The sequence below is a fragment of the Streptomyces thermovulgaris genome, from assembly GCF_002155915.1.
Lineage (GTDB): Bacteria > Actinomycetota > Actinomycetes > Streptomycetales > Streptomycetaceae > Streptomyces > Streptomyces thermovulgaris.
On the sequence record NZ_MUME01000330.1, the window covers coordinates 1 to 13,824 of the forward strand.

13 protein-coding genes are annotated in these 13,824 nt (G+C 72.9%); 10 read left to right on the plus strand and 3 right to left on the minus strand.

All coding sequences use genetic code 11. The features are described from left to right. The 3 genes from CCN35_RS22935 to CCN35_RS22945 all read left to right on the plus strand — a co-directional run. A partial coding sequence (locus CCN35_RS22935) for a glycerophosphodiester phosphodiesterase family protein (protein WP_086794130.1) occupies nucleotides 1-608 on the plus strand: 608 nt, incomplete at its 5' end. Between the two features lie 359 nt (nucleotides 609-967). Next, a complete protein-coding gene (locus CCN35_RS22940) occupies nucleotides 968-1,606 on the plus strand; it encodes an ATP-binding protein (protein ID WP_067398714.1) in 639 nt (212 codons plus the stop codon). Between the two features lie 322 nt (nucleotides 1,607-1,928). Next, on the plus strand, nucleotides 1,929-2,894 hold the full coding sequence (locus tag CCN35_RS22945; RefSeq protein WP_067398716.1) for a DUF5926 family protein: 966 nt from the start codon (nucleotides 1,929-1,931) through the stop codon (nucleotides 2,892-2,894). Between the two features lie 267 nt (nucleotides 2,895-3,161). Here CCN35_RS22945 and CCN35_RS22950 read toward each other — a convergent pair whose 3' ends face one another. Further along, nucleotides 3,162-3,824, minus strand: coding sequence for a hypothetical protein (locus CCN35_RS22950; RefSeq protein ID WP_245863366.1), 663 nt, complete (start codon nucleotides 3,822-3,824; stop codon nucleotides 3,162-3,164). Nucleotides 3,825-3,879: 55 nt separating this feature from the next. Next, a complete protein-coding gene (locus tag CCN35_RS22955; protein WP_067398721.1) occupies nucleotides 3,880-4,545 on the minus strand; it encodes a bifunctional DNA primase/polymerase in 666 nt (221 codons plus the stop codon). A 506-nt stretch (nucleotides 4,546-5,051) separates the two neighbouring features. Here CCN35_RS22955 and CCN35_RS22960 point away from each other — a divergent pair. Next, a complete protein-coding gene (locus CCN35_RS22960) occupies nucleotides 5,052-6,599 on the plus strand; it encodes a PP2C family protein-serine/threonine phosphatase (protein WP_201450913.1) in 1,548 nt (515 codons plus the stop codon). A 227-nt stretch (nucleotides 6,600-6,826) separates the two neighbouring features. Further along, nucleotides 6,827-8,311 carry an aminopeptidase P family protein gene (locus tag CCN35_RS22965; protein ID WP_086794134.1) on the plus strand — a complete coding sequence of 495 codons (1,485 nt, stop codon included), beginning with the start codon at nucleotides 6,827-6,829 and terminating at the stop codon, nucleotides 8,309-8,311. A gap of 267 nt (nucleotides 8,312-8,578) precedes the next feature. On the opposite strand, the gene CCN35_RS22970 is transcribed toward CCN35_RS22965, so the two are convergent. Continuing rightward, nucleotides 8,579-9,025 carry an ATP-binding protein gene (locus CCN35_RS22970; protein WP_067398729.1) on the minus strand — a complete coding sequence of 149 codons (447 nt, stop codon included), beginning with the start codon at nucleotides 9,023-9,025 and terminating at the stop codon, nucleotides 8,579-8,581. A 232-nt stretch (nucleotides 9,026-9,257) separates the two neighbouring features. Between CCN35_RS22970 and CCN35_RS22975 the strand changes: the two genes are divergently transcribed. The 5 genes from CCN35_RS22975 to CCN35_RS22995 form a co-directional block, all read left to right on the plus strand. After that, complete coding sequence (locus tag CCN35_RS22975; RefSeq protein WP_067398732.1) at nucleotides 9,258-10,085, plus strand: hypothetical protein; 828 nt, start codon at nucleotides 9,258-9,260, stop codon at nucleotides 10,083-10,085. 174 nt (nucleotides 10,086-10,259) lie between these two features. Next, nucleotides 10,260-10,994, plus strand: coding sequence for a YcnI family copper-binding membrane protein (locus CCN35_RS22980; RefSeq protein WP_067398734.1), 735 nt, complete (start codon nucleotides 10,260-10,262; stop codon nucleotides 10,992-10,994). Nucleotides 10,995-11,085: 91 nt separating this feature from the next. Continuing rightward, nucleotides 11,086-11,736 carry an SCO family protein gene (locus CCN35_RS22985; RefSeq protein WP_086794137.1) on the plus strand — a complete coding sequence of 217 codons (651 nt, stop codon included), beginning with the start codon at nucleotides 11,086-11,088 and terminating at the stop codon, nucleotides 11,734-11,736. Beyond that, nucleotides 11,733-12,203, plus strand: coding sequence for a copper chaperone PCu(A)C (locus CCN35_RS22990; RefSeq protein ID WP_067398738.1), 471 nt, complete (start codon nucleotides 11,733-11,735; stop codon nucleotides 12,201-12,203). Before CCN35_RS22985 ends, CCN35_RS22990 begins: the two co-directional genes overlap by 4 nt. A 12-nt stretch (nucleotides 12,204-12,215) precedes the next feature. Then, nucleotides 12,216-13,824: copper resistance CopC/CopD family protein (locus CCN35_RS22995; RefSeq protein ID WP_086794139.1), on the plus strand; the 1,609-nt coding region annotated here is incomplete at its 3' end.

Here is a 13,824-nt window from a genome sequence, read left to right on the forward strand (position 1 = left end):
TGTCGGCCCTGGAGCTCGCCGACCTGGCCGCGCTGGACTTCGGGTACGCGCGCACGCGTGCCTTCTGGCGGGGCCGGGACGAGGAGCCGGACTGGGAGGTGCGGCCGGAGGACCCCGAGGAGACCTCGGTCCTCACCCTGGAGCTCGTCGCCGACGCCGGGCGCCGGGTGGAGCTGGCCATCGAGACCAAGCACCCCACGCGCTGGGCGGGTCAGGTCGAGGAGCGGCTGATGGCGCTTCTGAAGCGGTTCGGCCTGGACGCCCCGGCGTCGGCCGAGGAATCACCGGTGCGTGTGATGAGTTTCTCGGCGCGTTCGCTGCACCGGGTGCGGGCGGCCTCGCCGACCCTGCCGACCGTCTATCTGATGCAGTTCGTCTCACCCCGGCTGCGCGACGGACGGCTGCCCACGGGGGTCCGGATCGCGGGCCCCTCGATCCGGATCGTGCGCAACCATCCGGGGTACGTGCAGCGGCTCAAGCAGGCGGGGCACGAGGTGCACGTGTGGACGGTGAACGAGCCCAAGGACGTCGATCTCTGCGCCGAACTGGGCGTCGACGCCATCATCACCGACCGCCCGGACGCGGTCCTGCGCCGGCTCGGCCGCTGACCGGCCGCGTCCGTCGGGGCCGGCCCCGGATGCCGCGGGGCCGTTCACAGCAGTACCCGCCGGCGTCCGGCGGCGGGCCGGTCCCGGTGTCACGGGCCGTTCCCGGCCGTGGTGCCGGATCGCCGCGCACGGGGCACATCCCGGCCCCGGCCCCCGGTGTCCCGCCGGACGGACCGCGTCCGGTCGCAGGCCCGTCGCGGCTCGGCTGCTGTTCGGTCGCAGGCCCCTTGCGCACCTTGACCAGGAGGCTCACGCTGCACCATCCTCCCTTTTCGGCCACACCGAAGAAATCCGGCCACATGGCAAGAGCGGTGACGGGGAGTGCTCCGGCGCGTTCGGTGCGTGTTCATCCGTGGTGAATGCGTCACCGGACGGTGACCGGCCGGTTTCCGGTACAGGCCAGTGGGGCATCCACACCGTGGCGTGGGGCGAAGGAGGTCTCGGGGGTGGCGTTGGTGGTGGCACAGGAGGTGCCCACGTCGTCGAGCATGGCCGTACCCCATGGTCCTGCGGGCGTGGGGGCAGCTCGGCACCGGATGCGCGAGCAGTTGCGCAGAGGGGGCGTGGCGGAGTCGGTCATCGACGATGCCGTACTGGTTCTTTCCGAACTCTTGAGCAATGCCTGCAAGCACGGCAGGCCGCTGGGCGGTGCCCTGGCCGGTGACGGCGACGTCCGGGCCGCCTGGCGCGTGGACGCGAACGGCCGGCTGATCGTGGAGGTGACCGACGGCGGAGGCCCGACCCGCCCGGCCCCGGCCACTCCCTCGGTCACCGCGCACGGCGGCCGCGGGCTGAACATCGTCACCGCGCTCTGCGAGGACTGGGGCGTACGGGACCACGTGGACGGCGAGGTCACCGTGTGGGTGGTCGTCCACAACGACGTGTACGACCCGGACGCCGGCCACCGCCGTGACGACTTCGCCTCCCGGGTCACCGCACCACCGGTGTCGTCCCTGCCCGGGCTGGGTTTCGCGGACGCCTTCGACGACCTGGACTGAGCCCCGGAACCAAGGGCGCGGGCGCGGCACCCGGCAGGTGTCCAGCAAGCACTCGGCAGACGCGCGGCAGGTCCGGCGCCCCCGGCGGAAACGGGTCGTGACCGGTTCACCGGCGCATTACCGGCGGCTCCCGGGCCGCCACGGGCGCGGCACCCCGGCAGCACATCAGCGGCGCCTCGGCGGCGCATCGGCCGCACACCACGGGTGCGGAACCCGATCGGTCGTCCGTATCGCCCTCCTTGTCCACAGGGTCCCGTCGCCGACGGCGTGAACGGCTAGGCTCGCGCCCGTACGAGACGAGCCGTAACCGGGAGACACCCAGATGGCCAAGAAGCGACCCCAGACCAAGGCCAAGCGCCCGCAGCTCACGGACGAAGAGATCCCGGTGGTCGGCGCGCGCGAACCGTGCCCCTGTGGCAGCGGCCGCCGTTACAAGGCCTGCCACGGCCGGGCCGCCGCGCACGCGGCGACCGAGCTGGTGCAGCGGCCGTTCGAAGGACTTCCCGGGGAGTGCGACTGGGTGGCGCTGCGCGAGCTGGTCCCCGCCGCCACGGCCGAGCTGACGCTCAAGGACGGCCTGCCCGAGGGCGTCCCCTCCGTCACGCTCGCCACGGTCCTGCCGATGGCCTGGCCCGCGCTGCGCCGTGACGACGGCTCGGTGCTGCTCGGCCTGCAGAACGACACGCCGTCCGGCGACCTCAGCCGCGATCTCGCCGACACCCTGCTGCGCGCGCTGGAGGCCGAGCCCGGCACGCCGGTGCAGGGCCGCCGCGCCCCGGTCGGCGGTCCGCGGCTGCAGGACGTGCTCGACACCGAGGCCCCCTTCGAGCCGGTGGTGCACGAGGGCTTCGAGTTCTGGGTGCCGGACGCGAAGAACGCGACGCCGGAGGTCACCGCCTCCCTGGAGCGGGCCAACGCGGCGGCCATCCCGACCGTGCGTCTGCAGAGCGTCGAGGCCGCGTACTGGTGCCGGACACCGGAGAAGAACCACCTGCGCTGGGTCATGGCGCACCCGGAGGAGCAGCTGCTGGACGCCCTGGCGCGGCTGCACGCGGCGGGCCGTTCCCACCTGGGCGAGAACACCCGGCTCGTGGGCTCCTTCCGTGCCCATGGCCTCACGGTGCCGGTGTGGGACCTGCCGAGCGAGATCGGCGCCCAGGACGTGGAGAAGCCGGCCGCCGAGTTCGCCGAGCGGCTGGCCGAGGCCCTGGCCGTCCGGGCGCCGCTGACCGCGGACGAGCGCCGCGCCCGCGGCGGCCTGACCAACCGTCAGGTCACCCTCAGCTGATCCGCCGCCGGACGGTCCGCCGTCCGCGGCCGGCCGGAGTCGCCCCGCGCGGCTTTTCCGCACGGGGTGATTCCGGCCACAACTCCCCTTCCACGCAAGGGAGTCGGTGTCCGGAAAGACGGCTCGCCCGGTGACCGGAAAAGTTGAGACCGAATTTGCGAACTGCCGATCTCTTGTTACCGTTCATACAGCCCGGTTGCTGGTGTATCCCCCGTCGCCAGTAACCGGGCCTTCGCATGTGCACTCCCGGTCACCGCGTGCAGTCGTTCACCAACTACCCGTACTCGCAGGAGAGTTGGCAGGAGAGTCGGCAGGGGAGCTGCTTCCGGAGCGCAGCAGCAGCGGCCCGTCCGCGCCGCGCTCGGCGAACTCCGCGACGGCGGCGTACGCCCTGGGTTCCCCCCGGAGGCGTTCCCGGGGCGTCTCGCACATCCCCGGTCCGTCGTCCCCGTCCGCCGCGCAGCGGGTCAGCACGGTGCGCTCCCCGGGGCCCATGAGGGTCAGGGCGGCCTCCAGGGGACGGCCGGTGGTGTTGCGGTAGTAGGTGCGCGCCCAGGTGTCCTGCCCCTGGGTCAGCACACAGGTCTGCGCCCGGACGCCCCCGGGCGAGACGGTCTGCGGGCCGCAGCGTGCGGCGGTGGCCGGGCCCAGGCCGAGCAGCCGCGGGGAACGGGTGGGTTCCGCGGACGGGATCCGGTCGCCTCCGTGCGGCGAGAAACGTACGGCGGACGGGGCGGCCACGGGGCTCCGGTCGCCCGGCTGCCCCGCGGACGCCGCGGCCAGCGGCAGTGCCGCGACACCGGCCACGGCGGCCAGCAGGGCGAGCAGACGGACGCGCCGGGGGCCGGGGCCGCCGCACGGCAGCGGCCGGCTTCCATGTCCTTTGCGACGACGCCCTTTGCGACGACGTCCTCCGCGATGACGCACCATGCGGGGACGATAACGGTGCGAAACGGTCACCTCGCCCGCCGCGCGCCCGATACCCCTACAACTCGGGCGCGCTCACACCCGTACGGGTGAGGGTGTCCACCACGATGTCGACCACGGCCTCCACATCGGGCACCCAGGGCGAGGCGGAGCCGGGCAGCGGGGCCCGCTCCCAGCGGACCGGGCCGGCCCCGGTCTCGGAGGGAGGCAGCGCCAGGTAGCCGCCCTCACCGTGGAAGCGCAGGGAGCCGGGGACGAAGTCCTTGGCGTAGAGCAGTTCGCCCAACTGCTCCATCGAGTACGGCTTGACGAGGATCGCCCAGCGCGCGGGCGTGGCGACGACCGGGCCGAGCCGTATGCCGACGCGGTCGAGCGCGGCGAGGGCCCGGGCGGCCGGAAGGGCCGGCAGGCTCACCGCGCAGGGGGCCCTGCCCCCGGTGGCCAGGATGATCGGCGCCGTGGGCCGGTTGGTCCACCACCAGCGCACCATGCGGGCGTCCGTGGTGGCCGCGAGGAGGCCGGGGTCGAAGGGGTGCGCGCCGGGAACCGTGCAGTCCGGGTCGGGGCAGGCGCAGCGGCCGGGCCGCCGCGGGTCCGGTGCCACGCCCGGGAGCACGGGCCACTGCCACTGGGCCGCGAAGGTCAAGGCCGCGTCGACCGGCCCGGACCTCCCGTCGCCGCGCTGGGACAGGAACCTGCGTCGCCTTCCCGGGATCTCGCGCATGAGCGCTCGTTCCTTTCCGTTGCACCGACGGCAACACCGCTGGATCACTCACACCATGTGTCGATCACTTCACTGCGCGTACCTGTGGGCGCATCACATCCCTGCCTTCAGGCACGGGAAACCCCTGTGGGCCGAGCTCTTGGCTGCTTCCGCGGCAGCCCCGCCCGTACTGCGTCTATCAAAAGCACGGGCGTGGCGTGGGGTGGCGGAGTGTGGCGCTTTGGTGCCGTGTGTTCGCTCTCCGCCGCCATCACGCGAGGATGGGGCACGGTCGTCGGTGGATAGGACGCCCGGTTCCGTCGCCAGGTTCCGGGTTCTCCTCAACCGCCCCTGGCCTTCTCCGGGTACGTACCCATCACGACCGCTGTGACGCTCCGTGGAGCACATCCCAGTCGACCGCAAGGGGCCATCACCCGAGGCAGTTTCAAGCCAACTTCATAATTTTCGCAAGGGGGTCGGGAAAACGTCCCGAAAGCCCCTCTGACACCAGGAATCCCAGCAGGACAATGCTGGACATCTCCACACGAGTGCGTGTACATGTGGAGACACTGCTGGCGGCGCAGAATGACATGGGGGTTTGCAATGCTTTTGAGCAATGCGCACCGGTCGGAAAGCCGGACGCCATGAACGCCCCTCACCCCTCGAAAGTGGCTGGAATCGATGCGACGGTTCCGGCCCCCGCACACACTGCCGCACCCACGTCCGCCGTCACGGGCGCCTCTCCGGTCTCCCCCGCGAGCGGCTCGCCGGCCCCGCACGCCCCCTGCGCACCGGGTGCTCTTCTGCAGGACCGGCTGGCCGGCTGGGTCTCCGACCTGACCACCCTGCACGAGCTCACCGAACGGCTGGCCCGGACGAAGGAGATCGACGCCGCCCTGCAGGAGCTGCTGCGCGCCGGCGCCGCCCTCCTCGGCGCCCGGCGCGGTCTGGTCGTCCTGGAACCGGACGACGGGCTCGGCCCCGACACGACCGTCGGCCTCGGCCTCGCCCGGTCCGATCTCGGCCATCTGGAGACCGTGCCGCGCAGCGCCCTGCCCTACGGCCCCCTCCTCGACACCCCGGCCGGGGCGCCGGGCGGCGCGAGCGAGGTCGTGCACCCCGATCTGCTCTCCGAGGAGGACCTCGACCCCCGCCACCGCGAGGTGGCCCTCCGCCTCGGCTATGCCGCCAGTTACGCGCTGCCCCTGTCCACCGAGACCGCCGGCCGCATCGGCGCCGCCGTCTGGCTCTACGACGAGCCCGCCGCGCCGGTCGAGCGCCGGCGCCATCTCGCCGGCCTCTACGTCCGCTCCGCCACCGAGCACCTGGCGCGTCTGCTCGACACCGAACGCACGCGCGCGTGCATGGAGACGGTCTACGAGGAGCTGCTGCCCTCCCGGCTGCCCCGGGTGCCCGGTGTCCAGCTCGCCTGCCGGTACCGCACGGGGCCGCGCGGCGGCGGCGACTGGTACGACGCGCTGCCGCTGCCGGACTCCGCGCTCGGCCTCGCGGTCGGCTCGGTCACCGGCTCCGGCCCGGCCGCGGTCGCCGCGATGGGCCGGCTGCGCGCGTCCCTGCGGGCGTACGCGGTGATGGAGGGCGAGGACCCCGTCGCCGTCCTGTCCGACCTCGAACTGCTGCTGCGGCTGACCGAGCCCGCCCGCTGCGCCACCGCCCTGTTCGCCTACTGCGAGCCCGCCCTGCGCAGGATCACCCTGGCCGGCGCCGGGCACAGCCCGCCGCTGCTGGTCGGCGAGCGGCGCACCGAGTTCGTGGAGACGTCCGTGTCCGCACCGCTCGGCATGCTCTCCTGCTGGGAGGCGCCCAGTGTGGAGTTCGAGGTCGCGGCGGGCGAGACGGTGCTGCTCTACACCGACGGGCTGCTGCACCGCACCGGGGACCCGGTGGACCGCGCCTTCGCCCGGCTGCATGCGGCCGCGGCGAGCGTCCCGCGCGCACGGCGCCACGATCCGGAGGCCGTCGCCGACCACGTCCTGCACACGGTCCTGCCGGACGACCAGGACATGACCGACGGCCGGGAGGACGTCGCCCTGGTGGCGGCGCGCTTCGAATAGGCCGCCCGAACAGGCCGCCCGGCACCGGCACTTCCGGCACGGGCGCCTCCCGCACGGCACTCCCGTGCACCGGCCCGGTACCGGTGCTTGTGGCACCGGCGCCCTCGGTACCAGGCGCTTTCGCCCCGGCCCGTCCTCCGCCCGACCGTACGATGATGGGGGTCCCCCTGCTCGAGCGAGGCCCGAGAGCTCGGGGAAAGTCCCGTACCGCACCGAGGAGGAAGACCGTGGCCGACGAGCTCACCCCGGAGACCCCGGACACCGCGCTCGGCGAAACCGCTGCCGCGACGGACGAACAGCCGATCAAGCAGCGCAAGAACGGCCTGTACCCGAGCGTGTCCGACGAGCTCGCCGAGAACATGAAGACCGGCTGGGCCGACACCGAGCTGCGCGACCTGAAGCCGATCGAGCAGGTGGAGCACACCGCGCGCCGCCGCGCCGCGCTGTCCGCGCGCTTCCCCGGCGAGCGTCTGGTGATTCCCGCGGGCAATCTGAAGACCCGCTCCAACGACACCGACTACCCCTTCCGGTCCGCGGTCGAGTACACCTACCTCACCGGCAACCAGACCGAGGACGGCGTCCTGGTCCTGGAGCCCACCGCCGACGGCCACCAGGCGACGCTCTACCTCCTGCCCCGCTCCAACCGGGCGAACGGCGAGTTCTGGCTCTCCGCGCAGGGCGAGCTGTGGGTCGGCCGCCGCCACTCCCTGGCCGAGGCCGAGCAGCTGTACGGCATCCCGACCGCCGACGTGCGCGAACTGCCGCACAAGCTGCGGGAGGCCACCGGCCCGGTCCGGGTCGTCCGCGGCCACGACGCCGGCATCGAGGCCGCCCTGACCGACAAGGTCACCGCCGAGCGCGACGAGGAGCTGCGGGTCTTCCTCTCCGAGATGCGCCTGGTCAAGGACGAGTTCGAGATCGGCGAGCTGCAGAAGGCCGTCGACTCCACCGTGCGCGGCTTCGAGGACGTGGTGAAGGTCCTCGACAAGGCCGAGGCCACCTCCGAGCGCTACATCGAGGGGACCTTCTTCCTCCGCGCCCGGGTGGAGGGCAACGACGTCGGCTACGGCTCCATCTGCGCCGCCGGCCCGCACGCCTGCACCCTGCACTGGGTGCGCAACGACGGCCCCGTCCGCTCCGGCGACCTGCTCCTGCTGGACGCGGGCGTGGAGACGCACACCCTCTACACCGCCGACGTCACGCGCACCCTGCCCGTCAACGGCAAGTACAACGAGATCCAGAAGAAGATCTACGACGCGGTGTACGAGGCCCAGGAGGCCGGCATCGCGGCGGTCAGGCCGGGCGCCAAGTACCGCGACTTCCACGACGCCGCCCAGCGGGTGCTCGCCGGCAAGCTCGTCGAGTGGGGCCTGGTGGAGGGCCCGGTCGAGCGGGTGCTGGAGCTCGGCCTGCAGCGCCGCTGGACGCTGCACGGCACCGGCCACATGCTCGGCATGGACGTCCACGACTGCGCCGCCGCGCGCACCGAGACGTATGTCGACGGCACGCTGGAGCCGGGCATGGTCCTCACCGTCGAGCCCGGTCTGTACTTCCAGCCCGACGACCTGACCGTCCCGGAGGAGTACCGGGGCATCGGCGTCCGCATCGAGGACGACATCCTCGTCACGGAGGACGGCAACCGCAATCTCTCGGCGGCCCTGCCGCGCCGCTCCGACGAGGTCGAGGCGTGGATGGCCTCGCTCAGGAGCTGACGCCCCGCGGGCCGATGCGACGGTGACGGCCGGGCACCTTGCCGGGTGCCCGGCCGTCCTTGTGCCGGGGGCCGCGGATTGCGTGCCCAAAGAACGCGGACGGCCTTTGGTCCGGCGCCGGCAGGCCCGCGCCCGCAAGTCCGCAGCCACAGCTCATGGCCCGCAGCCACAGCTCGTGGCCCGCAAGCCCGTGGCCCGGGGCCCTCTCGGCCCGAAGCGGCGGCGAAGAAGCCGGGCGGGGGCGCCGGGAGACCGCCGGACGACCGCCTACACCGCCACCAGCGGCGCGTCCTTGCGCCACTTGAGGGTCTTGTCGAAGCTCACCACCGCGCCGCCCCGCCCCGGCGCCCTGCCGATGCGGACGTGATCGGCGAGTTCCCGGATGAGACACAGACCGCGGCCGTGCTCGGCCCCGGGATGCACGGCGCGGAACGGAAGGCGGTGGCCGCCGGGCGGAAAGCCGGGTCCCTCGTCGGCCACCTCGATACGGCACTTCTCCCCGTCGAGGTAGGCGGTGACGCGGTACGCCCCGGAGGAGCCGGCGCCCCCGCCGTGCTCGACCGCGTTCGCGCAGGCCTCGCTCAGGGCGACGGACAGGTCGTAGGAGACATCGGGGTCGACGCCCGCGGTCTCCATCGTGCCCAGCAGCAGCCGCCGGGCGAGCGGCACGCTCGCAGCGTCGCGCCGCAGATGGAGTGACCACCAGATGCTCATGCTCCAGCCTCCCGGCCGCGGCTCGACATACCGTTACCTATTGCCCCGCGTGCCCGGCCGTAAGCACAGCGTTGACGGCTCACCGTCCGATCGGCGGATGTGACGGCCGGGAAATCGGTGTATGGGCGGGCCGCCGGTGACGGACCGCGGCCTTTCGGATGCATGCGGACGTACCGCATCTTGTGGACCTGCCGTACGGCGCCCCGGGGGCCAGTGCGATGATGAGGCCACCATGGCTGTCCCCCCTCCGCGCGCGACGTGCGCCGGACGCGATCTCAGGATGCTGCGGGCCGCGGTGTTCGCCGCGGTCTGCGTCGTGCTGGCCGCGGCCGGTCACGCGGTGGCCTCCTGCGCCGCGGTGCCCCTGTGGACGCTGGGCGCGGGCTTTGCGGGGACGCTGGCCGTGGTGGCGCCGCTCGCCGGGCGGACGCGTTCCCTGCCGGGGATCGCGGCCCTGCTCGCGGCGGGCCAGACCGCGCTGCACGTCCTGTTCGGGCTGGGGCAGAAAGGAGCGGGCGGGACGCCCGCGGGGCCGGTGGGCTCCGGGTCCGTCCTGTCCGACGCCGAGCTCGTCCAGCAGGCGGCGCGGTATGTGTGCGGGGCCGGCGTCGGGGCGATCAGCCCGGCCCAGGCCCATCGGATACTCGTCGAGGCGCGCGTCTACGACGGCGGTGCGGGCACGGGCGCCGCGCACCACTCGGCAGACGCCCTGGCCGCCCACGGTCCGGCCACGCTGCTGCCGTCCCTGACGATGCTGCTCGTCCACGTTCTCGCCGCTCTCGCCGCGGGCTGGCTGCTGCGCCGCGGCGACCTGGCCCTGCTGCGGCTGCTCGACCTGTCGGCGCACGGAGTCGCCGAGAAGGCGCTCATGGGGTCCCTGCGCGCGGCGCTCGCGCTGGTGCGTGCCCTGTGCGCCGGGCTGCCGCCCGCGCCCGACGCGATCCCCCGTTTCCGGCGGACCGCCGACCTCACGCCCCCCATCCCCCGCACCACCGCACTCCAGCACACGGTGATCCGCCGCGGTCCGCCGGCGGCCGCCGCGTTCGCCCTCGCTGCCTGACACGACGCGGCCACCGGCTCACCGAACGGATTCCGACGCGGGGAGCGGCCGCCGTCGTGCGGCACGCACGCGCGCCCGTCCGCCGGGAACACCGCCACACCGCTGGTCCCGTGGTCCCGCCGTGCACGCGCATCCCTCCGACATCGGACATCCTCGACAAGGAGTGCATCCTTCATGAAGGCTTCCCGCCTCGCTGCCGTCGCCGCCCTCGCCGGTCCGGCCGTCCTCCTCCTGTCCGCCCCCGCCTTCGCGCACGTCAGCGTGCAGCCGGAGGGCGCGGCGCCCAAGGGCGGCTACGCGACCATCGGCTTCAAGGTGCCCAACGAGCGCGACAACGCCTCCACCACCAAGCTCGAGATCGTCTTCCCGACCGACCACCCGCTGGCCTCCGTGATGCCGCAGCCGGTGGACGGCTGGAAGATCGAGGTCACCAAGTCCAAGCTGGACAAGCCGCTCGAGGTGCACGGCAGGAAGATCTCCGAGGCCGTCAGCAAGGTCACCTGGACCGCCGACGGCAAGGGCATCGAACCCGGCTACTTCCAGAAGTTCCCGGTCTCCGTGGGCACCCTGCCCGAGGACACCGACCGGCTGGTCTTCAAGGCGCTCCAGACGTACTCCAACAAGGAGGTCGTACGCTGGATCGAGGTGCCGCAGGAGGGCCAGGAGGAGCCGGAGAACCCGGCGCCGGTGCTGGAGCTGACCGAGGCCTCGGGCCACGGCCACGGCACGTCGGCCAAGAACGCCGAGGACACCAAGGACGCCGAGCCCGCCGCCCGGAACACCGCCGCCGACTCCTCGAAGAGCGGCAGTGACACCGTCGCCCGTGTCCTCGGCGTCGTCGGCATTCTCGTCGGCGCCGCCGGTGTGGCCTTCGGCGTACTCGCCGGCCGCAAGCGGACCGCCGCCTGACCCGGTCATCCGTCGGCGCCCGGGGGGCCGTGCGACGTCCGCGCACGCCCCCCGGTGCGCGCCGGAGTTCTCACATCTGGGACATTTTCCTATGCGCAAGAAGACATTCGCGGTGGCCGCGCTGCTCGCCGCCGTCACGATGCCCCTGTCCGCCTGCGGCAGCGGCGAGGACAGCAAGAAGCCCGTCTCCGTCGTCTCCGAGGACACCTCGCGGAAGGCCGCGACCGTTCTCGACACCCCGTTCGAGAAGCCCGATCTGGTCCTCACCGACACCCGCGGCAGGACGTACGACCTCCGCAAGGAGACCGCCGGCCGTCCGACGCTGATCTACTTCGGCTACACGCACTGCCCCGATGTCTGCCCGCTGACGATGAACAACATCGCGGTCGCCGTGAAGAGCCTGCCCAAGGCCGAGCAGGACAAGCTGCGCGTGGTGTTCGTCACCACCGACCCGGACCGCGACACCCCGGCCGAGCTCGGCAAGTGGCTCAAGATGATCAACGCCGACTTCGTCGGTCTGACCGGTGACTTCGACACCATCCAGGCCGGCGCGCGCACCCTCGGCATCTCCATCGAGCCGACCACCAAGGACAAGAACGGCAAGCTCGTCTCCAACCACGGCACCCAGGTGGTCGCCTTCTCCCCGAAGACCGACGCCGGCTACGTCCTGTACGGCGAGGACGCCACCGTCGAGGACTACACCAAGGACCTCCCCAAGCTCGTCAAGGGTGAGAAGCCATGAGGCGACCCGCACCGGCGGCCGCGCTCCTGGCCGCCGCCCTGACCGGAACGGTTCTGCTCACCGGCTGCGGCGACTCCGGCGGCGGGAAGGCCGAGCTGTCCGTCCACTCCGCCTACATCCCCCAGCCCGTCTCGGACTCGCTGGCGGCCGGCTTTCTGACCATCGAGAACAAGGGCGACGCCGCCGACCGGCTCACCTCGGTCACCAGCGCCGACGCGGGCCAGGTCACCGTGCACGAGACCGTCGACGGAACGATGAGGGAGGCCGGCCCCCTCACCGTCCCCGCCCATGGACGGCTCGTCCTCGAAAGCGGCGGCCACCATCTGATGTTCGAGAAGCTGAAGCGCAGGCTCCGTCAGGGCCAGACGGTCACCGTCGAACTGCACTTCGCGAAGTCCGGCGACCTCGAGGTCGAGGTGCCGGTGAAGGCGGCCACGTACCGCCCCACGACCGAGCACGGACACTGACGGAGGAACCCCTTGCCGCAGACCATCGCCTCCCGCGTCCGGAACCTGGTACTGCTGCTCCTGGCCGTCACCGGGACGCTGTTCGCCGGGGCCGCCCCGGCCTCCGCGCACGCCGCGCTGACCGGCAGTGATCCCCAGCAGGGGGCGGTGGTCGACGAGGCGCCCGGCCGGGTGTCGCTGACCTTCTCCGAACAGGTCGCCCTGAACGACGACTCGCTGCGCGTGCTCGATCCCCGGGGCAACCGTGTCGACACCGGGAAACCCTTCGAGGCCGGGGGGACGACCTACGCCGTGCCGCTGCGCGGAGGCCTGCCGGACGGCACCTACACCGTCGTCTACCAGGTGGTCTCGGTCGACAGCCATCCCGTCGGGGGCGCCTACACCTTCTCCGTCGGCGCTCCCTCCAAGACCTCCGTCACGGTCGGCGGCCAGGAGGCGGGCGGCGGAGTCGTCGGCGCGCTCTACGGGCTCGGACGGTATGTGTCGTACGCCGGCTTCATCGTCCTGGTCGGCGGCTCCGCCTTCGTCCTGGCCTGCTGGCGGCGCGGTGCGGGGGTGCGGCCCGTCCAGCGGCTCGTCGTCTCCGGCTGGGTCACCCTCACCGCGGCCACGCTCGTCCTGCTGCTCCTGCGCGGCGCCTACACCACCTCCGGAAAGGCCGCGGACATCCTCGACCTGACCCTCCTCGGGCAGGTCCTCCAGACCAAGACGGGCGCCGCACTGGTCTCCCGGCTGCTGCTGCTCGCCGCGGCGGCCCTGTTCGTCGCGGTGCTCTTCGGGACGTACACCCGTCCCTCGCCCACCGCCCCGGACGACGGCGCCGCGCACCGGCCGGACGGTCCGCCTCCGTCCTCGCCCTCCTCCTCGTCCACCGCGTCCGGCTCGAAGGACGAGGAGGACACACGCGACCCGGCCCTCGGGCTCGCGATCGGCGGAACCGCGATCGCCGTCGGGCTCGCGGCCAGCTGGGCCATGTCCGAACACGCCTCGACCGGGCTCCAGCCGGGTGTCGCGATGCCCGTCGACGTCCTCCATCTGCTCGCCATGGCCACCTGGCTCGGCGGGCTCGTCGCCCTCCTCGTCGCGCTGTACGGGACGTTCGATCAGGCCCCCGTCGAGACCGCGGCCGTACGCCGCTTCTCCCGTCTCGCCTTCGGCTCCGTCCTCGTCCTGATGGCCACCGGGATCTACCAGTCCTGGCGCCAGACCGGCTCCTGGCAGGCGCTCACCGGCACCCGCTACGGCCAGCTGCTCCTGATCAAGATCGGTCTGGTGGTGCTGCTGGTCGGCCTCGCCTGGGCCTCCCGCCGCTGGACGGGACGGCTGGCGGAGACGGTGACCGCAAGGGCGGCGGTGACGACGCGCACCAGGGTCCCGGCGACCGTGGGCGGGGACACCGGTGGGCACGAGGACACCGGGCCCACTGCCGGGACCGACGCCCGACCGGAGGACCCGGAGGACGGGGAAGACGCGGGAGCCGCGGGCGACAAGGAAGAAGACAGGAAGGAAGACAGGAAAGAAGAGGGGGACGAGGAGAAGTCCGGGGCCGCCGAGGCCGCGGGCACCGGGAACGGGACCACGGAAGCCGGCGGCAGGGCGGCCGGCACCGGAAAAGCGACGG

Bases quoted from the DNA above. Each gene is read 5' to 3' on its own strand.
- CCN35_RS22980 (WP_067398734.1), top strand. From the start codon at position 10,260: ATGAAGGCTTCCCGCCTCGCTGCCGTCGCCGCCCTCGCCGGTCCGGCC.
- CCN35_RS22970 (WP_067398729.1), bottom strand. From the start codon at position 9,025: ATGAGCATCTGGTGGTCACTCCATCTGCGGCGCGACGCTGCGAGCGTG.
- CCN35_RS22940 (WP_067398714.1), top strand. From the start codon at position 968: ATGCGTCACCGGACGGTGACCGGCCGGTTTCCGGTACAGGCCAGTGGG.
- CCN35_RS22960 (WP_201450913.1), top strand. From the start codon at position 5,052: ATGCTGGACATCTCCACACGAGTGCGTGTACATGTGGAGACACTGCTG.
- CCN35_RS22945 (WP_067398716.1), top strand. From the start codon at position 1,929: ATGGCCAAGAAGCGACCCCAGACCAAGGCCAAGCGCCCGCAGCTCACG.
- CCN35_RS22955 (WP_067398721.1), bottom strand. From the start codon at position 4,545: ATGCGCGAGATCCCGGGAAGGCGACGCAGGTTCCTGTCCCAGCGCGGC.
- CCN35_RS22990 (WP_067398738.1), top strand. From the start codon at position 11,733: ATGAGGCGACCCGCACCGGCGGCCGCGCTCCTGGCCGCCGCCCTGACC.
- CCN35_RS22985 (WP_086794137.1), top strand. From the start codon at position 11,086: ATGCGCAAGAAGACATTCGCGGTGGCCGCGCTGCTCGCCGCCGTCACG.
- CCN35_RS22950 (WP_245863366.1), bottom strand. From the start codon at position 3,824: ATGGTGCGTCATCGCGGAGGACGTCGTCGCAAAGGGCGTCGTCGCAAA.
- CCN35_RS22975 (WP_067398732.1), top strand. From the start codon at position 9,258: ATGGCTGTCCCCCCTCCGCGCGCGACGTGCGCCGGACGCGATCTCAGG.